General features: G+C 44.3%; 20 protein-coding genes, 1 pseudogene and 1 other annotated feature. Of the genes and pseudogenes, 4 read left to right on the top strand and 17 right to left on the bottom strand.

The window, feature by feature from the left end; translation table 11 throughout:
- Positions 1–6 precede the first annotated feature (6 nt).
- Both yqeH and FFM64_RS07660 read right to left on the bottom strand, forming a co-directional pair.
- Entirely contained in the window at positions 7–1,143 is a 1,137-nt protein-coding gene (gene yqeH, locus FFM64_RS07665) for a ribosome biogenesis GTPase YqeH (RefSeq protein WP_137607423.1), read from the bottom strand.
- Positions 1,143–1,670: a YqeG family HAD IIIA-type phosphatase gene (locus tag FFM64_RS07660; protein ID WP_137607584.1), complete on the bottom strand. Its 528-nt coding sequence runs from the start codon at positions 1,668–1,670 to the stop codon at positions 1,143–1,145. Before FFM64_RS07660 ends, yqeH begins: the two co-directional genes overlap by 1 nt.
- Before the next feature lie 365 nt (positions 1,671–2,035).
- Between FFM64_RS07660 and FFM64_RS07655 the strand changes: the two genes are divergently transcribed.
- The 3 genes and pseudogenes from FFM64_RS07655 (at position 2,036) to FFM64_RS07645 (ending at position 4,496) form a co-directional block, all read left to right on the top strand.
- On the top strand, positions 2,036–2,554 hold the full coding sequence (locus FFM64_RS07655; protein ID WP_137607422.1) for a hypothetical protein: 519 nt from the start codon (positions 2,036–2,038) through the stop codon (positions 2,552–2,554).
- A 3-nt stretch (positions 2,555–2,557) separates the two neighbouring features.
- A pseudogene (locus tag FFM64_RS07650) lies at positions 2,558–3,859 on the top strand (glycosyltransferase family 2 protein).
- 301 nt (positions 3,860–4,160) lie between these two features.
- Complete coding sequence (locus tag FFM64_RS07645) at positions 4,161–4,496, top strand: ribonuclease G (RefSeq protein ID WP_137607421.1); 336 nt, start codon at positions 4,161–4,163, stop codon at positions 4,494–4,496.
- A 182-nt stretch (positions 4,497–4,678) separates the two neighbouring features.
- On the opposite strand, the gene rplT is transcribed toward FFM64_RS07645, so the two are convergent.
- The 15 genes from rplT to ytpR form a co-directional block, all read right to left on the bottom strand.
- Positions 4,679–5,038 (bottom strand): 50S ribosomal protein L20, encoded by a 360-nt coding sequence (gene rplT / locus FFM64_RS07640; protein WP_137607420.1) that lies wholly within the window; start codon positions 5,036–5,038, stop codon positions 4,679–4,681.
- Positions 5,039–5,073: 35 nt separating this feature from the next.
- Complete coding sequence (gene rpmI, locus FFM64_RS07635; protein WP_024623797.1) at positions 5,074–5,268, bottom strand: 50S ribosomal protein L35; 195 nt, start codon at positions 5,266–5,268, stop codon at positions 5,074–5,076.
- Between the two features lie 21 nt (positions 5,269–5,289).
- The gene (infC, locus tag FFM64_RS07630; RefSeq protein WP_171000332.1) at positions 5,290–5,790 is read right to left on the bottom strand and encodes a translation initiation factor IF-3; all 501 of its coding nucleotides are present in this window, start codon (positions 5,788–5,790) and stop codon (positions 5,290–5,292) included.
- 43 nt (positions 5,791–5,833) lie between these two features.
- Positions 5,834–5,959, bottom strand: a sequence feature (ribosomal protein L20 leader region).
- Positions 5,960–6,003: 44 nt separating this feature from the next.
- On the bottom strand, positions 6,004–7,968 hold the full coding sequence (gene thrS, locus FFM64_RS07625; RefSeq protein ID WP_137607418.1) for a threonine--tRNA ligase: 1,965 nt from the start codon (positions 7,966–7,968) through the stop codon (positions 6,004–6,006).
- A gap of 324 nt (positions 7,969–8,292) precedes the next feature.
- Positions 8,293–9,228, bottom strand: a complete 936-nt coding sequence (gene dnaI, locus FFM64_RS07620; RefSeq protein WP_137607417.1) for a primosomal protein DnaI — start codon at positions 9,226–9,228, stop codon at positions 8,293–8,295.
- Between the two features lie 3 nt (positions 9,229–9,231).
- Positions 9,232–10,629: a replication initiation and membrane attachment family protein gene (locus FFM64_RS07615; RefSeq protein ID WP_137607416.1), complete on the bottom strand. Its 1,398-nt coding sequence runs from the start codon at positions 10,627–10,629 to the stop codon at positions 9,232–9,234.
- Between the two features lie 18 nt (positions 10,630–10,647).
- Positions 10,648–11,169 (bottom strand): transcriptional regulator NrdR, encoded by a 522-nt coding sequence (nrdR, locus tag FFM64_RS07610; protein ID WP_137607415.1) that lies wholly within the window; start codon positions 11,167–11,169, stop codon positions 10,648–10,650.
- Between the two features lie 46 nt (positions 11,170–11,215).
- On the bottom strand, positions 11,216–11,812 hold the full coding sequence (gene coaE, locus FFM64_RS07605; RefSeq protein ID WP_137607414.1) for a dephospho-CoA kinase: 597 nt from the start codon (positions 11,810–11,812) through the stop codon (positions 11,216–11,218).
- Between the two features lie 8 nt (positions 11,813–11,820).
- Entirely contained in the window at positions 11,821–12,645 is an 825-nt protein-coding gene (mutM, locus tag FFM64_RS07600; RefSeq protein ID WP_137607413.1) for a DNA-formamidopyrimidine glycosylase, read from the bottom strand.
- Between the two features lie 11 nt (positions 12,646–12,656).
- The gene (gene polA, locus FFM64_RS07595; RefSeq protein WP_137607412.1) at positions 12,657–15,305 is read right to left on the bottom strand and encodes a DNA polymerase I; all 2,649 of its coding nucleotides are present in this window, start codon (positions 15,303–15,305) and stop codon (positions 12,657–12,659) included.
- 132 nt (positions 15,306–15,437) lie between these two features.
- Complete coding sequence (locus FFM64_RS07590; RefSeq protein ID WP_137607411.1) at positions 15,438–16,157, bottom strand: Bax inhibitor-1/YccA family protein; 720 nt, start codon at positions 16,155–16,157, stop codon at positions 15,438–15,440.
- Positions 16,158–16,471: 314 nt separating this feature from the next.
- Positions 16,472–17,416 carry a ribonuclease H family protein gene (locus FFM64_RS07585; RefSeq protein WP_137607410.1) on the bottom strand — a complete coding sequence of 315 codons (945 nt, stop codon included), beginning with the start codon at positions 17,414–17,416 and terminating at the stop codon, positions 16,472–16,474.
- 66 nt (positions 17,417–17,482) lie between these two features.
- Positions 17,483–18,796, bottom strand: a complete 1,314-nt coding sequence (gene murC, locus FFM64_RS07580; RefSeq protein ID WP_137607409.1) for a UDP-N-acetylmuramate--L-alanine ligase — start codon at positions 18,794–18,796, stop codon at positions 17,483–17,485.
- A 61-nt stretch (positions 18,797–18,857) separates the two neighbouring features.
- Entirely contained in the window at positions 18,858–21,431 is a 2,574-nt protein-coding gene (locus FFM64_RS07575; RefSeq protein ID WP_137607408.1) for a DNA translocase FtsK, read from the bottom strand.
- Between the two features lie 33 nt (positions 21,432–21,464).
- Positions 21,465–22,106: a YtpR family tRNA-binding protein gene (gene ytpR / locus FFM64_RS07570; RefSeq protein ID WP_137607407.1), complete on the bottom strand. Its 642-nt coding sequence runs from the start codon at positions 22,104–22,106 to the stop codon at positions 21,465–21,467.
- Positions 22,107–22,273: 167 nt separating this feature from the next.
- Between ytpR and FFM64_RS07565 the strand changes: the two genes are divergently transcribed.
- The gene (locus FFM64_RS07565) at positions 22,274–22,597 is read left to right on the top strand and encodes a PepSY domain-containing protein (RefSeq protein ID WP_137607406.1); all 324 of its coding nucleotides are present in this window, start codon (positions 22,274–22,276) and stop codon (positions 22,595–22,597) included.
- The last annotated feature ends 15 nt before the right edge of the window (positions 22,598–22,612 follow it).

Raw genomic sequence — 22,612 nt, 5'->3', positions numbered from 1 at the left:
ATTCTCCTAGTTCTTATTAATCATTGCGGGCCGCGTTAACACGTCCACGCCTTTAGGTGCCCAACCGGCTACTCGAGTCTCTGCCGGTACGGTGACCCAACCTAGGCCTTCAAAGACCACATCACTAATTTCAGTCGTTTTAAATTCATGCCGAACTAGTGGTGGAAAATCAGCGACCGCATCACCAGTTGGTGGCGTAATCAACTCGCCAACATGCTTCGTGTAGAAATTATCAGCGTTTTCGGTTCGAGTACGATGCAAGGTCAAATTATTATCGACATAGACGATCCCGGCTGGCTTAACAGTATCCACGATATCTAAACGGGCTACCCCGCCTAAGAATAAAGTCTGTCCATTGCCAAGCTGGTAAGCTTTTGGCCGAATTTCCTTTTGTGGTGAAACCAATTTCAAATCATCGCCACTTAAAACATGGGCCATTTGTGCCTGATGGATGATCCCGGGGGTATCCACCATCTTATGCCCATCATCTAACGGAATCTCGATCTTATCCAAGGTCGTGCCTGGGAATCGCGACGTCGTAATCAAGTCTTTTAAACCGGTGTTATTCGCAATAATCCGGTTGATCAACGTTGATTTACCAACATTGGTTACACCGACAACGTAAACATCACGTCCCCGACGATACTTGTCAATCATCGCCAGCAGGTCATCAATGGCATGACCTTTTTTAGCACTAGTCAATGCGACATCGACTGGTTTAATTCCTTGTGCACGAACTTGTTGGTTCATCCATTCACGCAGCTTGGTCCGCCGTAATTGACGTGGCAAGACATCTTCTTTATTCCCAACTAACAGGACGGGATTATTCCCAACAAATCGTTGCAATCCAGGAATAATACTCCCATTTAAGTCAAAAATATCCACGACATAGACGACCAAGGCGTCAGCTTCACGAATCGTCGCTAACAAACGCCGGAAATCATCATCAGTTAAATTAACTGGCACGATTTCATTGTAATGGCGTAGCCGGAAACAGCGTTGACAATACAAGTCTTGTGACTCATTTTCCAACGATTTCTTGAGGGCTGATGCAGGGGTATACCCAGCTGCATCGGGGTCAGTCGTTTGAATAGCTGCCCCACAGCCAATACAATATAAAGTTTCTTGAGTTGTTTCACTCACTATTTAAGTTCCTCCTGAAAATGCTTTTCTGGATAACGATGGGCAAGCCGAGCTTTAATAAATTGCTCAAAGAAACGGTTAATCCGCGTATTCCAAGCGTCCGTTGTCACCAACGGTTTGACTAACACACTTTGAACGCCGGCTGAATGAGCTGCCCACATATCGGTGATGTATTGATCACCAACCATGATTACTTCACTTTGACGTAGTCCTAGATTGCGACGCGCTTTTTGAATGCCAAATGGTAACGGTTTTAAGGCTCGCGACACATATGGTAGCCCTAAGGCCGTTAAGGCTTTCGCAATCCGTTTTTCTGAATTATTTGAAACGACAACTAAAGGAATGCCGGCATCTTGTAGCCCATGCATCCACTTTTTAAGTTCCGGGGTACCATCTGGATTATCCCAGGCAATCAACGTGTTGTCGAGATCGGCGAACACGGCCTTAATGCCCTTTTCACGGAGTTGCGCTGCGGTAATATTATAGATTGCTGGTATCATCCAAGTTGGTTTAAATTGATTTATCATCGTTTTCCCCTTCACTTCTGTTGTCATTGGTACTGACACTTAGTCAGACCCCACCTGCTTATTTTATCATACTCCGGCACCCTTTTAATAGCGGGGCTTGCTCGCCTTTTTTCGATGACTGGGACGATAAATTCAGTTATCTTTTAATAATAGAGGGTTTTAAATAAATGTGCAACTTTTATTAATCAAGCCGTTACATCAATTGATCACCCCGCAGCAGTTACGGTTCGTCACCAAACCAGTTTTTCGGCCAACCAACGTTTACAAGAATTATACTCAACCACAATTTGCAAGCTTATTCACAATCATTTACTGAAAGCGTATATTTAAGCTGTTAAAAATAAATCTTATAAGGAGAACTTCATATGTCAGAAAAAGAAACGAAACAACCTCTTGATAAAAACGACATCATGAAACAATACGTCATTGATAACTATTTTGACAAAGGTCACTTGTGGACTAAAGTTTGGCAAACAGTCATGGCGATCGTTTTTTGGATTTGTGTCGCAATACCAGTCTACTGGACAATTTCGTCAACCTTACTGATCAACAATCAACGTTTCTTGCATGCCTGGCGCTACGAGGAAGGTCGGACGCTCTTCTACTTTTTTGACCGGTTCTTTATCATCGCTTTTATTATTCTAGCCGTTATTGTTATTATTTCAACGATTCACAATAATCACCGTGTCAAACAGCACGTTGAAAAGGCCATTCAGTATGATGAGCCCAAAATGTTAGCGCGTAAACAACACTTGGAAGCTTTTTATACAGCACGGTTCGGCAACAAGGAATTTCGCGAAAACGTCCGGAGCTATCACGTGAAGCCGGAACAAAATTTGGCAGTTAACGAAATTCACGACTTATACAAAGAGGAGGAAAAGTAGCTGATGGAAGTCCTACAAACCTTAAAACCTTTTGAAAGTATCTGGAATTTCGTCTTGCTGTTACTCGTCTCCTATCCGATTTTAGGCGCCTTCGCCTGGTTCATGGGCGTCATTTGTTACCAAACCGTTTATCGGCATCGGCATACGAAATTCTACGAGTTGGCCCCCAAGGATCAGCCGTTCATCACTATTATGATTCCAGCGCACAATGAAGAGGTCATGATTGCTCACACAATTGATTATTTAATGAACAGTTTGAATTACACCAACTTTGAAGTGTTAGTCACGGATGATGGGTCAACCGATGAAACCCCACAAATCTTAGCGGAACTGCAAAAGAAATACGCGAACCTGCGTGTCATCACAATTGAAAAAAATTAAGGCAAGGCGCATGCCTTCAATGTCGGCGTCAGCTTTGCTAAGGGCGAGTTCATTTTAAGCAATGATGCCGATTCGATTCCAGAACCAGATGCCCTTTGGAAATATATGAATTATTTCATTGGTGAAGAACATACGAACGTCGCAGCGGTCACCGCTAACATGGATGTTCAAAACCGGAGTAAATTAATTGCAAAATCACAGACTGTTGAATTTTCAAGTATCGTTGGGGTCATCAAACGGAGCCAAGTCAGCGCACTAGGTAATATGTACGCTTATAGCGGTGCCAATACCATGTATCGGCGTGATGCACTAATCGACGTTGGTTTATTCCGTCAAGATCGGGCCACTGAAGATATCAGTATTGCCTGGGACCATCAACTTAACGGTTGGACCACCGTCTTTTCACCCGACATTCTCTTTTACATGAATGTGCCAGAGTCACTTAAAGCCCTCTACCATCAACGGAAACGTTGGGCTAAAGGTGGCACCGAAGTCTTACTCACTAACTTCGGACGCGTCATGCGCCATCCAGGCCGTTACTTAAAACAGATGGCCTTCATTACTGATCAAACGCTAAGTATCATCTGGTCATTATTCTTCTTTGTCTCGACTATCTTGTTTGTCCTGTCATTTGTCATGTTTATCTTCACAGGTAATTATGAGCGGTTATATCACATGTTCTGTATGGCCTTTATCTTCGTCACCTTCGAAATGTTTGCCGGATTGCTACAACTGCTTTCCGCACTGATTGTCGATGACCGCGGACGTAAATTCAAATACCTGATTTTCATGCCATTATACATGCTCGTTTACTGGCAAGTTAACGCCCTAGCCTTAGTAATGACTTTAATTCCAGCAATTAAAACAATTATGGGTTATGGGAGCGGCACTTGGGTTAGTCCAGTACGTAAGCACACCACGTAAGCTAACTGATTTTATGGAGCATCCGCTAGTCGGATGCTTTTTTTCTATTTTCAAAAGGTCAGTCAATCACTTCAGTTGAGTGTGTGATATACCTCCGGGTTACCCGATCAATCGGTAAAAAAGAGGCAAACAGCCTTGCTATGAAATAATCCGCCATAAAGTTAACTGCTGGGATTGATTGCTGCCTTTAATAATTAGCCCTACCAATTTGTATAGCTTTCAGGTATACTATTACTCGCTGTGCTTGACCAACTTAACACCGTTAGGCACCAGCGAATCTTATTTTGGAGGAATGATCATAATGGAAGAAAATGGTAAGCAAATCCCTGATGAAGTGAAAGGCTGGAACTGGGGCGCCTTCATGTTCAATATTTTTTGGGGTATCGGGAATAAATCATACCTGCCACTACTTGTCTTAATCCCTATCTTCAATCTCGTTTGGTTCTTTATTGTAGGGTTTAAAGGTAATGGTTGGGCTTGGCAAAAGGGCAACTACACCGACATTGAAACTTTCAAGGCCGTTCAAAAGACTTGGAATCGTGCTGGTTTAGTCTTTTTCATTCTTTGGATTATTGGTCTCTTAGCCTATTTTGCCTTTATCGCGCTTTTCGCTTCACTACTATTTTCAAATTATTAAATTGAAATACGTAAACACGACGCTATTTCAGTTTTAGTTTAATGCAATTATTAACAATAGCGGGCAATCCACGACTTGATTAAAGCAAGCCGCGGGTTGCCCGCTATTTTATTACCCAAACGAAAAGAGCCGTCATCAGCTGATGACGGCTCTACCCTACTTAACGTAGGTTTAAATTCTAATTAAGCAGCAAGTGCTTTCTTAGCTTCTTCAACCAATGCTTTGAAAGCATCAGCATCGTTAACAGCTAAGTCAGCCAACATCTTACGGTTCATATCGATGTTAGCAAGCTTTAAACCATGCATTAATTGACTGTAGCTAATGTCACTCATACGAGCAGCCGCATTGATACGGGCGATCCAGAGACGACGGAAGTCACTCTTACGCTTCTTACGATCGCGGAATGCGTATTCGTATGACTTCATTACTTGGTCCTTAGCAACCTTAAATTGGATATGCTTAGCACCACGATAACCTTTAGCTAATTTTAAAACGCGCTTACGACGTTTGCGTGTTACAGTTCCACCTTTTACTCGAGCCATCTTATTTCCTCCTAGATTTAACTAAAACGTGTTAATTATTTTTGTAATAACTTGTGATATGTTTTGACCATTGGCTTTTCAATTACAGCCGTACCACGTAATTGGCGACGTTGTTTCTTAGTCTTACCATGGAAACGATGACTGGTGAAAGCGTTGGCGCTCTTAATGTTACCTTTAGCGGTTACTTTGAAACGCTTAGCAGCAGCGCGGTTTGTCTTTTGTTTTGGCATAATCAATAATCCTCCTAGAAATTACTTCTCAATTTTTGGTGCTAGCACTAAGAACATGCTTCGGCCGTCCATCTTAGGATAGGCTTCAACTGAGGCAAATTCTTTCGTTGCTTCAATCATTCGGTTCAAGACTTGGCGACCAATATCCTTATGGGTAATGGCACGTCCCTTAAAACGAATCGAAACACGAACCTTATCACCTTTTGACAAGAACTTTTCAGCATGTTTCAGCTTAGTATCAAAGTCATTGGTGTCAATGGTTGGGCTTAAGCGAACTTCCTTAATGCTAACAACCTTTTGTTTCTTACGAGCTTCCCGTTGTTTCTTTTGTTGCTCGAAACGATACTTCCCATAATCCATAATTCTGGCCACGGGTGGTTTCGCTTTCGGTGCAACTAAAACAAGATCTAAGCTCGCATCTTCTGCAATCTGCATTGCTTCTTGTCGTGACTTGACACCTAATTGTTCACCATCACTGGCAATCAAACGTACTTCATGAGCACGGATGCCGTCATTAACCATCGAATCTTTAGCTATGGTAATTCACCTCCGTAAAATTTCGAGAAATCCACAAAAAGAGCGGGCGCATAACACGCCCGCTCACTCCCGTTAATGGGAATAAATTCATTCGTTCATCTGCCCGATAACTTAACGTTACCAAGGCGAGAAGCGGGTGCTTCTGCTTTTTTTCTCAACTCCAATACTATATCAGAATTGAAAACTGGTGTCAACTAATTATTTGCTGGCCCCACGACTATAGTTCTTAACTTCTTCTGAAATAGCGCCGATAAACATGTCGACCCCTTCAGATTCAGTGCGTTCCTCACCGTATTTACGGACAGAAACAGAACCATTTGAAACTTCTTGATCCCCAACCACAAGCAAGTATGGAATCTTCTTCGTTTGTGATTCACGGATCTTGTAGCCCATCTTTTCGTTCCGATCATCGATGCTGACCCGAATGCCGTTAGCAGCTAAGCGACGACGAACGGTTTCAGCGTAGGCACCATGGGCACCATTGTTAACTGGGATAATCGTAACTTGCTTAGGTGCCAACCAAGTTGGGAAAGCACCCTTGTAAATTTCAGTCAAGTAAGCGACGAAACGTTCCATGGTTGAAACTAAACCACGGTGAATCATGACTGGACGATGTTCTTCACCATCAGAACCAACATACTTCAAATCGAAGCGTTCTGGTAACAAGAAGTCCAATTGGATCGTTGACAAGGTTTCTTCACCACCAAGGGCCGTCTTCGTTTGCACGTCCAACTTAGGACCGTAGAAAGCAGCTTCCCCTTCGGCTTCGAAGTAATCCAAGCCCATGTCATCCATGGCTGACTTCAACATCTTTTGGCTTTGTTCCCACATTGCGTCATCATCGAAGTACTTCGCCTTGTTAGCTGGGTCACGATAGCTCAAACGGAAGCGGTAATCAGAAATATCAAAGTCTTTGTATACTTCAACCATCAATGCCAAGATATTCTTAAATTCTTCTTCAATTTGATCCATGGCAACGAAGGTATGACCATCATTTAAGGTCATTTCACGAACTCGTGATAACCCAGTCAACGCACCAGATTTTTCATAACGGTGCATCATCCCAAGTTCAGCAATCCGCAATGGTAATTCACGGTATGAGCGAATGTGATGGTTGTAAATCTGGATATGTGATGGGCAGTTCATTGGACGTAATTCCAATTGTTCGCCATCACCCATGTCCATTGGTGGGAACATGTCTTCACGATAGTGATCCCAGTGACCAGATTGCTTGTAAACATCCAAGTTAGCTAAAACTGGTGTGTAAACGTGTTGGTAACCGTTAGCAACTTCCTTGTCCACGATATAGCGTTCGATTTGACGACGAATCGTGGCACCGTTTGGCATCCAGTATGGTAAACCGTTCCCGACCTTAGGATCAACGAAGAATAAATCAAGTTCATTCCCAATGACCCGGTGATCACGTTCACGGGCTTCTTGGCGCTTCTTCAGATCTTCATCTAAGTCTTTTTGCTTTAAGAAAGCTGTCCCATAAATCCGTTGTAACATTGGATTGCTGGACTTGCCTTGCCAGTATGCACCGGCGACTGACAAGAGTTTGAAGATCTTAACTTTACCAGTTGAAGCTAATTGGGCACCATCTGATAAATCGACAAAGTCACCCTGCTTGTAAACGACTACTTGACCATCGTTTTCAGCAGCCCGGTCGTTAACTAAGTCTTGTTGGTAAGGATCATCGCCAACTAAGGCTAAAGCATCGGCCTTTGATAAGACTTCACGCACGATTGGCAAGTCTTTCTTGATAATAGCTTGCATCTTTAAGCTGATGGCATCTAAGTCATCTTCACTAATTTGCTTGCCTTCAGAATCAGGATTGTCGGTATCGAAGAAGAAGCCGTTGGCATTGCCTTCACCACTCCCAAAATGAACTTTAGGGAAAAGTTGTTTAACGGCATTAGCCAAAACTTGGGCAGCAGTCTGACGCAAGACCGCCATCCCTTCGTCACTGTCAGCAGCGATGATTTCGATGTTACCATCAGTCGTTAAGGGTTGACGATAATCAACAACTTGATCGTTGAACTTCCCAGCAACTGACCGTTTAGCCAATGAGGGACTAATTGATTTTGCAATCTCTTCCGTGGTAACGCCAGCATCAAATTGCTTTTCAGCGCCATCAGGGAACTTTACATTAATACTTGCCATAAATTGACACACTCCTTCAAAATTTACCCACTCACCAAAACACTGCGCCGGGACGACAAAAAAGTCCCTAATACCAGACTTAACTAGTATTAGGGACGTGATTGACGTGGTTCCACCCGATTTTTCAGTGCGACAAGGCACACTGACTCATTAGCGCTAATAACGGACGCGTTCCGGCTCAATTGAGCATGTTCACAAAAGTGGTATCTCAAATAATCTGGTCTCAAGCTTCCAGAACTAGGCTTGGGTCTCTGTAATCCATGAAAATCGAGCATGTCTTTTGCATCTGTTTTTATTAAACCACTTTCGGCCTAAATGTCAATACTAATCAGTCGGATTTAAACGTCGATTACGGCCAATCATTTCAATTTCAGTTGAAAGATACCGGACCCGTTGCATAATTCGTTGGGCTTTGATTGGTTCTTCATCACCCTTTTGCGAGACCGTGAGATAGCCGTCCTGTAATTCCTGCATCGAGAAGTTGGACGAGAAACAGGTCGGTAACTCCTCTTGCATCCGGTATTCCAAAATGACACCAAGGACATCATCCCGAATCCAAGTTGACGACGCATCCGCCCCAATATCATCGATCATCAAGATTGGTGCCCGTTTGATCGCATCAACCTTATCACCGGACGTATTGTTGCTGATTGACCGTTTCATTTCAACCGCAAAACTTGGAAAATGAATCAATGTGGTTTGAAAGCCTTTAGTGGCTAAAGCATTGGCCATCGCCCCCAGTAAGAACGTCTTACCAACGCCAAATGACCCATACAAATATAAGCCTCGGTGGAATCGTTTTGGCGCTTGCGTATACGCGTCAATAAAGTCTAACGCAGACATCAACGCCGTCGCACGATCACCATCTTGGTCGTAAGCTTTCAAATCAGCCGTCTCAATGTTTTTGGGCATGCTAATTGAACGCACCCGGTGTTTCAATTCGCGAGCGGCTTGGGCTTCTTGGTATTGGGCTGTTGGTTGATAAGCAATATCAATTAAATGATTACTCATCACCAATTCTGGTTCATAACCAGGGACCTGCGTCGGTTCATGTCTGGCAATTTTACGTTTTTCTTGGCAAAATTCATAAAGTTTTGTCGCACTGCGTTCCATCGCATCACTAGAAAGCTCTTGCTGATGAGCGGCTAAAAACTGTCGAACATCCGGATCTTGAAAGACAGCGGTCATTAATTCTTGATACTGATGATTTAAATTACGCTTGTTCATCAAAATCTTTAACGTCTCAGAAATATTCTCCATGTTTTAGTCCCCTTTCTCAGAATTTGAATCCAGCTTGGCTAAACGTTCTGCCAGCTGTTTACGTTGCGCTTCAGTAATTTGATTGCTACCAGCTTTGGTTGCGCCATTTGCTTGCTTTTGCGCCCATTTCGGCACGATTTCTTTGCGTGGTGTGCGGCCATTGCGAGCCCGAGTTGACCGTTTTTTAGTTGGCTTGGGCTGCTGACGTTCACGCAAATACGCCAAGGCAGCTTCTGGCGTCATGATATCATGTTGTTGCCAGTCATTTGCGACCGTCTCCAACAAATTTTTATTTAGGGCGGCTAGTTCACGATTCTGTAATAGATAGTAGATGACCATATTGATGACAGCGTTTGGTAACACACCGCGATTGACTAAATCATGCACCAACCGATTTTCACCACTGGTCACAAAACCGTGCTTTTCCTTTTTGAGTGCATCCAAAAATTCATAAGGCGCAGTTTGTTTCGCATAACTGACCAGTTGCTGTTCAGCCGTCGATAACTTCGTCGTTGACGTCGCCGCGGAACTGGCCGCGGTCGCGCGTGCTTCAAGTTGCTCAGCCGTGTTGCCGGTTGGACGTTCATAGCGTCGCGCAATCAGCAATTTGAGCTGACTCTCATCGAATTGACCCGTCGTTAAACTCGCAACTTCACTGATCAGCTTAGCCATTTCGATTTCACTGATACCATAGACGCGACTTTCCGTCATAATCAACTGACGCGCACCGGCGACTTGTTTCAAATCAACATAGTTCTGTTTTAAAATCTGTCCAAGAACTTGCCAGTCAAAGGCTTCATCCGTTAAATCTGGCATAGATGTTGCTGGGGCTGCAGAAGTCGCAAGTTCCGCACGCACCGTCTGAATTTCAGTTGGCACATGGGTCACCTTTTGACTATCAATATGAAAAACGTCCAGTAAATTGGCCGACACATCCGTTGCATTGTCCAGTGACAAAGCTGTAGGTGTAAACTGTTCTGCTAATTGCTGATAACGTGATTCTCCGACCGTATCTAGTAACAACACACTCAACAGATCATCTGCGAAAAACTGCGTTGCCGGTAAAGGACGTTGTAAGTCATAAGTGTAGCTATCGCCCAAATCATCTTGTTGATAGTAGCTCCGCAACAATCCAGTCGCTTCAAGTTTCTGACGCGCAGCCAGCACCGTCGGTAAGTCGACGTTAAGGATTCCCAACAAATCTGCATGACTTCGCCGATTACTCAATTCTGTCGTCGGTGTCTGTAAACTACGTAACGCCGCCGCCAAACTATATGCCAACGGGCCAATGAGCGGCAGATACAGTGCCGTTAAAACTGCCTCATCCGCGGGACTTAACGCTGGCGTTGCCGGAACAACGAAGCCCATTTTGGGCGTTAAACCTGGCTCATTTTTAGGCATCTTGTTCACCAGTTTTCATTAATTATCTTTTTTTGCTTTAGGCGCACGATGAGCTGGTTTTGTTGGTTGTTTTGCCAACTTAACCTTATCACGTTCCATCATATCTTGAAGCTCATTTAAGAAGACGTGCATATCCTTAAATTGCCGATAAACACTGGCAAAGCGAATATAGGAAATTTCATCGATATCTGCGAGTTGTTCCATGACGTATTTGCCAATGACCTGGCTAGAAATTTCATTTTCACCCAGCGAGCGAACTTTATTTTCAACGTCATCAACCACGCCGGTCATCGTTTCCATGCTGACTGGCCGTTTTTCTGCCGAGCGAATAATCCCCCGCAAAATCTTTTCACGATTGAATTCTTCACGGGCACCGTTCTTCTTGATGACTAATAATGGTGTTGCCTCGACCCGTTCAAAAGTGGTAAAACGAAAGCCACAGTTTTCGCACTCACGCCGGCGTCGAATAACGCGACCATCATCAGTGGGCCGACTATCAACTACTCGCGAGCCATTATGATGACAATGTGGACATTGCATAGACTTCTCACCTCATTTTTACTTAACATTCTAAATCACATAAGTTTTAATTTATAATCGTTTTCAGCCATTTTAACACGGCCGTTCTTGTTTTATCAACGTTTTCCCCGTTATCAATCACAAAATCTGCCCGTTTGACCTTTTCAACCAGTGGTAATTGACTCGCCATGCGTGACTGAGCATCGGCTTGTGACAAGTGATTACGTGCCATCAAGCGAGTCAGGACAACGTTTTCAGGAGCGGTCACGACCACGACCTGATCGCATAGATGATCCCAGCCACCCTCATAGAGTAACGGCACATCTAAAATCACCGCCGCTGGTTTGGTCTGAGCAGCCGCGATAATCGCCGCCAGCATTGCCCGTTGAATCGGCATCCGGGTCAAACGGGTCAAGGTTGCTAACTTCTCTGCGTCATTAAAGACTTGTTGTCCGAGCCAACGCCGGTTCAACTGACCATCCGCAAGCAGCGTTTGCGGGCCAAAAGCTGCCGCAATTTTTTGCGTGGTTGGCTGACCCGGTCCTTCAACTTGCCAAGCAATTTTATCAGCATCGACAATGGGCAAGCCGGCTTCGGCCAGCATGGCAGAGACCGTTGATTTGCCCGTGGCAATTCCACCAGTTAATCCAATCAATTGTGTCATCGCGCCACCTACAATCGTTGATCGTGTGGACAAAAATGTGTTCCACGTTGCGCGACCTTTATTTTTTCAATTAGCGTCCCACAGCGTTCACAAGGTTCCCCTTCACGACCATACACATGTAATTGATTTTGAAATTGACCAGTTTCACCGAACGCGTTAGAGAAAGTATGCACGGTTGTCCCGTGCCCCTTTATCGCCGCCGCCATCTCATCAATAATATTGTGCCGAAGCAACTCAATTTCTTCAATGGTCAGCGAATTAGCTGGCCGCATCGGATGGATTTTGCTTAACCAAAGCACCTCATCCGCGTAAATATTGCCAATACCAGCAATTTTACTCTGGTCCAATAAAAGTGGTTTGATCATTTTTTTCGACTTTTGGAAAATTTCAGTTAAATAGGCCACGGTCAGGTCACTCGCCACCGGCTCGGGGCCGATCTTTTTCAGGCCACCAACTGTCGTTTCTTCACCGGTCGGCACTAACGTCATGCGACCAAATTTACGCGTGTCGTTATAGAGCAGGTCACGATCATCCTTTAAATGGAACACCACATGTGTATGTTTAGTACGGCCTTCATCTTTGGGCATGACAAAGTAATTGCCTTCCATTCGTAAATGCGACACCATTGTTAGGCCACCGCTAAATCGGAACAACAAATATTTTCCGCGCCGATCAACGGTTTCGATGGTGTGATTAGCAAGTCGCTGTTTAAAACTAGCCACATCATTGTTGATGATTTTTGGCCAATATACGTCAATACTGGCGATCGTCGCACCCTTAACTAACCGATTCAAGCCGCGCCGAACCGTTTCTACTTCTGGTAATTCTGGCATGTGATCACTTCCTATTTCGCATCGTACCAAGTGTCGCCGAAGTGACTCTCGACCTTCAATGGTACCTCGAGTTTGATGGCAGAATCCATCACGGATGGCACTAACTTTTCAAGGACCGGAATTTCTTCCTTGGGTGCTTCAAAAATCAATTCATCATGCACTTGGAGCAACATGGTTGCCTTCAAACCGGCTGATTTTAATTTGGCCTGCATCTTGATCATGGCAATCTTGATAATATCGGCCGCACTACCTTGAATCGGCGTATTCATCGCTGTTCGTTCCGCAAATGACCGCTGATTGAAACTCTTGGCATGAATATCTGGCAAATAGCGACGGCGATGGGAAATCGTTTCAACATAGCCCAATTCATGCGCTTGTTTGACGATATCGGTCATATATTGCTTAACCCCAGGGTATTCCTTGAAATAAGCATCAATAAAGGCTTTAGCCTGTTTCCGCGTAATGCCAATATTTTGTGACAGGCCATAGTCACTAATCCCGTAGACAATCCCAAAATTAACCGCTTTGGCTTGGCGTCTGATATTCGGTGTAACTTCGTCAGCCGACTTCAAGTTGAAGATTCGCATCGCTGTTGCAGCGTGAATATCGTCGCCTTCCTTGAAAGCCGCTTGCAAATTCTCGTCGTGCGTGATGTGTGCCAAAACGCGTAATTCGATTTGAGAATAGTCTGATGAAAAGATCTGCCAACCTGTATGACTTGGCACAAAGGCTTGCCGAATCTTCCGGCCTTCCTCTAAACGAACTGGAATATTTTGTAAATTAGGATCCACAGAGGATAAACGACCAGTTTGCGTCAACGTCTGCAAATAACGAGTGTGGACCTTTTGATCAGTTGAGTGAATGGCATCTAACAAACCGACCACGTACGTCGACTGAATCTTTGAAATTTGTCGATATTGTAAAATATTTGCAACGATTGGGGCTTCTGGGGCTAATTTTTCCAACACATCGACTGCCGTCGAATAACCGGTCTTCGTCTTTTTGATAACTGGTAACTTCATGTCTTCGAATAAAATCTTGCCAAGTTGCTTAGGAGAATTAATATTGAATTCTTGACCAGCTTCATGGTAAATTGTCTGCTCAATTTCGCTAAGGCGTTCCTTAAACTGACTTCCCATGGCCTGTAACGTGGCACTATCAACTTTAATCCCGGCAATTTCCATCTGTGCGAGGACCACTGCCATTGGCTTTTCAATATCGTCATATAAAGGGTCTTGTTCGTTCTCATCCAATTTGGTCATTAATTCGACATGTAAGGCAGCAATGGCGGCCAATTTACGTGCTAAATGGCTGAAGAAAATCGTATCATCATCTGGAATCGCCCGTTTAACGCCCTTCCCATAGACTTCCTCATCGGTTGGCAAATCGGTGTAACCGTGCTGTTCCGCTAAATTGCCCAAATCATTACTATTATCATTCGTATCCAATAAGTATGAGACCAGCAACAAATCAAAATCAACGGCGTTCAGACTGAGACCCAAGCGATTTAGCCCGACAATCGTTCGCTTCATATCAAAGACATTTTTTTGAATCGTCTGACTGGCCAAAAGCTCAGCCACAGCCGGCTGCATCAGCAACTCAACGTCACGACTGATAAACCAGTGGCCACCATGACCGATCGCAAAGCCAGCAAATGCCGACGTATGATAATTCGCGGTAGGCATCTCTAGATAAAATTCAACTGCCGTCTTAAATTGAGCCAGCTCATCTAAGTTGTCCTTGGTCAAAACGGTATAGTTGATTGGGGCAGCAGGTTCAGCGTTGGCGATTTTTAACTTTTTCAAGAAAGATTGAAAATCCATCGTTTGATAGAATTCTGCGAGCTGCTCAATATTGGGGCCATCATAAGTTAAATCGGCAATGCCAACGGTAATTGGCGCATCCCGTTTGATCGTTGCCAGTACTTTAGCCCGCGTCGCCAACTCATGGTCTTCAATAAGGTGTTCCTTCATCTTGCTCTGTTTCATCCCGTCAACATTTTCGTAGACGCCTTCAATAGAGCCGTACGCTTTCAATAATTTTAGCGCAGTCTTTTCACCGACTTTGGTGACGCCGGGATAATTATCCGAAGTATCGCCCGTAAGACCCTTCATATCAATGATCTGTGTTGGCGTGATGCCCAATTTTTCTTGGACATGCTCGGGCGTATAACGTTCCACTTCAGAGACACCTTTGACCGTCACCGCCACGGTGGTGTGATCAGTTGTTAGCTGTGTCAAATCCCGATCTCCGGTCACAATCGTCGTGGTATAGCCAGCGGCGTCCGCTTGACCAGCCAACGTCCCGATAATATCGTCAGCTTCATAGTCTTTTAATTTGTAATGTTGAATGCCGTAAGCATCTAGCAGTTGCTCAATATATGGCATTTGTTCCGAAAATTCACTCGGCGTTTTAGCGCGACCACCCTTGTAATTGTCAAACATGGCAGTCCGGAAAGTCGTTTTACCAGCATCAAATGCCACCAACATATCGGTTGGTTCTACGGCCTTGATCATATGATCTAGCATCGTATTGAAACCATAAACCGCATTCGTATGCAGCCCATCTGCATTCACGAAGCGGTCAAGTTGATTATGCAACGCGAAAAACGCCCGAAATGCAACGCTATTGCCGTCAATCAATAATAATTTTTTTGCCATTAATTTGCGCACTCCTTCAAGTCGAGTTATTTATTCAATTGTACCAAACTATCGCTGTCAACGGGACTCAGACGATTAAAAACGAGTACCGACAACAATGTCAGGTACTCGTTTTAAAACGCGATTTAAAAATTAGTTCCGGTTTGACCCGCCGGCAAAGATTTGGACAAAGTATAAGAACAAGTTAACAAAGTCCAAGTAAAGTGACAAGGCACCACTGACAGCTAAACCAGTCGATGAAACCTGATCACCGTATTGAAGATACATATCACGCATCTTGTTGGCATCCCACATGGATAATCCAGCGAAGATTAACACGCCAATGTATGAGAACACGTAACTGATCATGGCACTTTGTAAGAACATGTTAACCACTGAAGCCACTAACAAGCCAATCAAAGCGGCAAACAAATGTGTTCCCAAACGTGACATGTCACGTTTGCTGGTCGTCCCAATAACCGCCATCGTTGCAAACACTGCGGCAGCTGAGATGAAAGCTCCCGTAAGAACCGCACCAGTGTACAATGCCAACATTACTGACATTTCAACACCGAAAATGACGGCGAACAACATCAGTAACGTAAAGCTCATGCCTGGATTCCGAGTCGCATTCTTTTGAATTCCACCAATCATGGCAAACATGCTAATCATAAAGATAATTAGCGTGATGAATGGGTGTTGACCAAAGAGCGCATTAATTTGCGCCGCAAACACGTTAATTGATAAATAAACTGAAACCGCAGATACTAATACGGCTAAAGTCATGAAACCGTACATCTTAGTTAAAAAACTCCGTAACCCAACTTGCGTATTAATTGTTCTTGGTTGCGGTTCTTGTTGAAAATTATTCATAGAATCCCTCTTTCACCTAAAATTTGAGTCAATCAGTCAATTTCCCGAGTTGACAGTGCCGGTTGCTGTCCATAGCATTCCCAGTCACAGGCGTAAGCCAGTGACCACCCTCACGCTAATTTTTCAATTGCGTGGTGTAACCACAATCTCATAGACATGCCAATCAGTCACCTCAACTTTCTTGTCACCTAGTGTATCAGATTAGTCAAAGAAGGTAAAACAGTTTGGTCATGAGAAAAATATAAGTTTTTCTTAGGTTTTGAAAGCGAATTCAATTTTGGAAAATTAGGCGGTCAATAATTTGATCAATCTCGTTAGTCATTACGCCAGTTTTTAGCAATCTCCGACATCGCATCAATGGACGCCTGCTGCGCATGTTCACTGTTGAAGTGACCTAACTCAGCTGTATCCGCGGGCTTAGCCTTTGGCGTAGTTGGCCGCTTAATAGCAGCCGCTGACGTTGATGTCCGTGTCGTTGCAAACAAATCCCCTTGAAGGGCGGTCACCGGACGACCAGGTAATTTAGCGGTCGCATTTTTAGCAGGAATTGGCTGACCGGTTTTCATTTGATCCATCGTTTGATTAAGCAATTCATCAACTAAATTATTTCCAGTAGTTGTCGCATGACCCTTAACCCACTTGAACGATAACTTAGTAAATTGGGTTAACTCACCATCAATTATTTTCCAAAGTTCGCTGTTAGCGAGTGGTTTATCACCAGCTCGCCGCCAACCACGTTTTTTCCAACCGCTTAGCCAGCCTTTTTGAATGGCGTCCAAGACATACTTTGAATCCATAATCACTAGAATCGTGGTATTGGCTTGTTGCGTTTCCAACAAGTAATTCAATGCTTGCAGCAATGCCATGATTTCCATGCGATTGTTGGTTGCGCCCCATTCGCCAGAAGTCCCGGTCACGGTTTGACCCGCCGCGCTCATTTGAAACGCCCAGGCCGAACGATCAGTTGGTTTAACTTGCCCTCCTTGAACATTCCCCGTATTCCGATTACCACCGTCAGTATAGACCACAATGTCAGCCTTAGTCTCTACTGCCGCGGTGCTCGGACTCGACTTTGTTCGGTGCGGCCGCCTTGCCGTCGTGGTTGACCCAGTTAAAAATGCTTCCGCTTCTGCACGGGTCGGAAAACTCTTATACTGTGCCCCAGAATAGTGGTTAATTTGTGCCTGACAATCCGCCCAAGTTAAGTACACCCCGGGGGTTTGACCAACGCGAACCGCATAGAATTTACTTTTTGCCATCTGGTCCTCACTTTCGACTAAAAAAGCACTTAGATGAACACCATCTAACCGCTTTTTTAAATCACGTTACTTAGTTTTTAAATCTGTATAAGTTTTTTCATATTTTTGAATATCACCAGCGCCCATGAAAACGGCAACCGCATCATGATATGCAGTCAGCGCAGACATATCGTCTGTCGTAATAATCTCGCCACCATTTGGTAGTTTGTCCGCCAAATCTTGCGACGAAACATCGCCACTCTTTTCACGTGCAGAACTAAAAATATTCGTCAAGAAAACGTGGTCTGCCTTGCTTAAACTAGCCGCAAAACCGTCCATCAACGCTTTCGTCCGTGAATAAGTATGTGGTTGGAAGACTGCCAAGATTTCCTTATCAGGATACTTTTGACGAGCTGCATCCAAGGTAGCCTTGATTTCAGAAGGATGATGCGCATAGTCATCAATCATAACCATGTCGCCGACTTTAGATTCTGAGAAACGCCGTTTAACTCCGCTAAAGTTTAATAATTCGCGACGAATTTCATCCAAATCAACTTTTTCAAAGTAGGATACGGCGATGACTGCTGTGCTGTTCAACACGTTATGTTCACCAAACAATGGGATTTCAAATTCACCTAATGAGTCATTACGATAGGTCACTTCAAAGGAAGAACCCTTCGTTGTCCGTTTGATATTGATTGCTTGGAAATCATCGCGATCTTTCGTCCCATAGTAATAAATTGGTGTCTTGATGTCTAAGTGACGTAAACTTTCGTCGTCACCCCAAGCGAAAATCCCCTTCTTAACTTGACTCCCAAATTGTTCAAAAGCAGACTTCACATCAGCCAAGTCTTTATAATAATCGGGATGATCAAAGTCAACATTGGTCATAATAGCGTAATCGGGATGATAAGCAACGAAGTGTCGACGATATTCATCCGCTTCAAAGACGAAGAAACGTGCATCTGGTGTACCTTTACCAGTCCCATCACCAATCAAATAACTGGTTGGGGCAATGTTACTCAAAACATGCGACAATAAACCAGTCGTTGAGGTCTTGCCATGCGTCCCAGCAATACCGATACTCGTATAGCCAGCCATCAACTTACCTAAAAATTCATGGTAACGGTAAACAGGCAGTCCCATTTCACGAGCCTTTTTGATTTCAGGATGATCATCGGTGAAGGAATTCCCAGCAATCACAGTCAAACCTTCATGAATATTATCGGCTGAGAACGGCAACATTTTAATCCCAGCTGCCGCCAAGCCCTTTTGCGTAAAGGTATATTGTTCGATATCAGAACCTTCAACTTTGAACCCTTTATCATGCAAAATCAAAGCTAATGAGCTCATCCCTGAACCCTTAATTCCAACAAAATAATAAACCGTCTCTTTATCCATTGTTCTAATAATCTCCCATATTTAAGATTCATCAATCAAATGGTGAATCGTTTATTTTTAGTTATGAATTAGCTTGTAATTTAGTTAAATCTTCTGCCGTGAAATATACGTCGCGTGGCTTAGAACCCTTCGCTGGTGACACATAGTTGCGTTGCTCCAAGTCGTCAATAATATTGGCTGCACGGTTATAACCCACTGAGAAAGTACGTTGTAACTTAGAAGTTGAAACCGTATCTTCATCTGCCAAGTAGGCCAAAACCTCAGGCATCAATTCATCTTGATTACGGGCCGCTTCTTCATGTTTCATCAACCGATCTGGCTGAAACTCATAGTGGGGCGCCGCTTGTTCGCGGACAAATTGGGCAATGTCATCAATTTCACTTTCGACATAAGTCCCTTGTAATCGGATTGGAGTACTTTGACCGTTGCCAAGATACAACATATCCCCACGACCGAGCAATCGCTCAGCACCACTGGTATCCAAAATCGTGCGTGAATCAATCTGACTCGCAACCATAAAGGCAATTCGAGTCGGAATATTATTCTTGATCAACCCAGTCACCACATCGACACTTGGTCGTTGGGTGGCAACTAGCAAATGAATCCCAGCTGCCCGCGCCTTTTGCGTAATTCGGGCAATGTAATCCTGAACCTCACTGGAAGCGACCATCATTAAATCAGCTAATTCATCAATAATAATCACGATATACGGCATTTTCAGCCCGTCCTCATGGTGTTCAACAGCCATCGCATTGAATTGTTCAATATTGCGGGCACCACCTGCCGCTAATTTTTCGTAACGGTTGTCCATTTCATCAACGACCCATTTCAAGGCTGCCGAAGCCGCCTTAGGTTCCGAAATAACGGGTGCCAAAAGATGTGGTAATTTATCATAAGGTGCTAATTCTACCGCCTTGGGATCAATCAGCAAAAGTTTGACCTCTTGCGGATTGGCCTTATAAAGCAACGAAACGAGAATGCTGTTGATGAAAACTGATTTACCAGAGCCGGTCGCCCCAGCAATCAGCCCATGTGGCATCTTCCGTAAGTCAGTCACTTGTGGTTGGCCGAATAAATCGACCCCTAATGCCACAGTTAGTGGCGACTTGCTGTCTTTGAATTTTTGTGAATTCAACACTTCTGATAACATCACCGGTCGTGACTTTTTATTGGGGATTTCAATCCCAACGGTATTACGACCAGGAATTGGTGCTTCAATTCGAATATCTTTAGCAGCCAAGGCTAATTTCAAGTCATCATTCAAATTAGTGATCTTGCTGACCTTCACACCACGTTCAAGTTTAACTTGAAATTGTGTAACGGTGGGACCAACTGTCCAATCAACAACATTGGCATTGACTCCGAAGGCATCTAACGACTCATCTAAGGCACTTGCCTTGCTCTCAATCCAATCATCCATTTCAGACTCATCAGGAATCACAGGAGCCTTTAAGAGGTCTAATGGCGGTAAATGATACGCCGCCAAGGCTTTGTCAGCTAAGACGGGAGCCGCCGACGTACCAGAATGAACCGCAGAAGTTGGTGCTACTTCAGACTGCACGGCACTCGTTGGTGCGGGTGCAACTGACGGCGTTTGTGAGACGACCGGTGCTGTCGACACAGCTTTAATGACCGGCGTCGTGGTTGCTTGAGACTGTGGGTGTACCCCCACCGGCTGATAAAGCTCTTCGTCATCAGTATCCACCGCACTCGTTTCCTCAGTGGACGACTGATTTTCAGCTTCAGCACTAGTCGTTGATTTTTCTTTAAACAAAGCCAAATCCGCTTGAGCGTTGTGTTCTTCAGTCATAATCGCATCCAAAGAAAGGCCGAGGCCATGACTTGGTTTGACAGCAGATTCATCCACTTCATCGGCCTCACTGGTGTCAGGCGTTCCCGCCAAGCTTGCTAATTTCACCGCCGCAGAATGTTCCGCTGAGTCATCTTTGTCCGGTTCAGCAGTGGCAATACTGTCCGCTGAGCCAGCCGCTGAAGGGACTGTCGCAGCAACTGCCGATTCAGTCTGCGCCACGGGTTCAGCCGCACTAGTCATCTCATTAGTCACCGACTGTTCTGACGTCGTGACATCATCAACATTACTGCTAGGTTCAAAGACCACCGTTGGCGCCGCAGAAACCAGCGATTCAGGCTCATCAATAGGACTTGCCACTGGCTCAAAGACAACTGTTGGTGCCGAGCTGACTGGCTCATCCTTGATCGCCAGCGACTCAGCAGCTGGTGTTTCAGTTGCTTTCGCCGCAAATAAAAAGTACGACTCGATGGGCTTATAAAGACTAGTTTCAACCTCTAAATAGTTCGTATCATCCGGTTGCAACACTACGCCAACAGCGGTTTTTGAACGTGTCAATTGTGCTGGAATATGCGTTGGATGAAAGTCACCATGCGTCACGCCATTAAAGGGTTCAGCTGAGGTCGCCACCGTACTCGCGGCTGACCGTGCTTGCGACGCAACTGAATAAGCCTCCGCGCCAACTGAACGCGGTGCTGATGATCTGGCTGCCGATGCCGGTTGCGCGGACACACTAGTTGCTTGACTGGTCGCGGCTGAAGTTGGTTCTTTTTTTATATACTTTCGATATTTCCGGTAAAACGCCGGGCCATCATAATGGTTCATTTTCAATCATCCTAATTTTTAGTGTGCACTAGCTTAAGCGGTAAATAATCCTTGCGCCCGGTCAAAATCGAACGGTTCGCCGACTTTTTGATAATCAGCCGGTAAAATTAACGCCCCTGGACGTTGTGGTGCATTGGGCAACTGTAATTCTCGACCAGAAACAATCATGCCATCACTTTCGATGCCACGAAGTTCGCCGGGCCAAATAATCAAACCATCTGGCATCATTGCACCGACCTTAGCAACGACCACTAAGATATCAGCTTGCATATTTGGTGAGCCACTCACGATTTGTAAGCTTTCGCCCTCCCCCACTTGCGTCTTAGTCACCAGTAAATGATCCGACTTGGGATGTGCTTCGGCGCTTTCAACATAGCCGACCACGAATTTATCAGCAGTATCTAAAACTAAATCTGGTTCAAAATTTGTTGCAGTTAATAATTTATTTAATTGGTCGACCTGCGTTTCCGTCAACTTAACTTGACCATTAACGTCTAATTTTCCAAGGGTCTTCGAAACTTCAAAGAAGTTGTAACCGAGCGTTTCACCGGTTGCCGTATCACTGATTCGAGTGACATTTTGATGTGTTTCAATTTTCTGATCAGCAGTGTCTGGTCGTAAGATAGCGATCAATGTATCGCCTAATTCGGTTGGATTATAACTTGTAATTAACATTTGAAACCCCTTTACTCTCATTCTAAGCGTTCAATTAAACATTATAGCCTATTTCTGATGATTCTTACTGATTAATTATGACTTTTATTTGTTTTATCGTCAATCATTGGTATACTGATTTTGAACAAAAAAATCCCACGATTAGTTGGTCGAAAGGAGCACGCAACATGAATAAACAATTACAATACGGCGGCTTATTAGCTGTTGGGATGGCCGGTCTCGCCGGTGGATTTTCCGTTGGCGGGCTATTGAAGCGGTTGCGCCGACCAACACCCAATCAGATCTTAAACCAAGTTAAGCGAGCTTTTCTTAAGGAAGCACCCATTGAAGGCTCTTGGATTGAAATGAAAAAAGCCCCATTACAGAAGTTCGCTTTACGAACCGATGTCTATTATGGCGGCATTACCCGTTATGAAGATGGTCAACTTGTTCAATATGAATTTTTAGCAGATGCCAATACCGGTAGTATTTTAGATATTTATCGTCTTTAATAAAAAAATTGTTCA

It is taken from the genome of Lactiplantibacillus daoliensis, assembly GCF_005405005.1.
GTDB classification, from domain to species: domain Bacteria; phylum Bacillota; class Bacilli; order Lactobacillales; family Lactobacillaceae; genus Lactiplantibacillus; species Lactiplantibacillus daoliensis.
The sequence above is the reverse complement of the archived record's forward strand: the minus strand, read 5'-3'. Positions and strand labels throughout refer to the sequence as shown.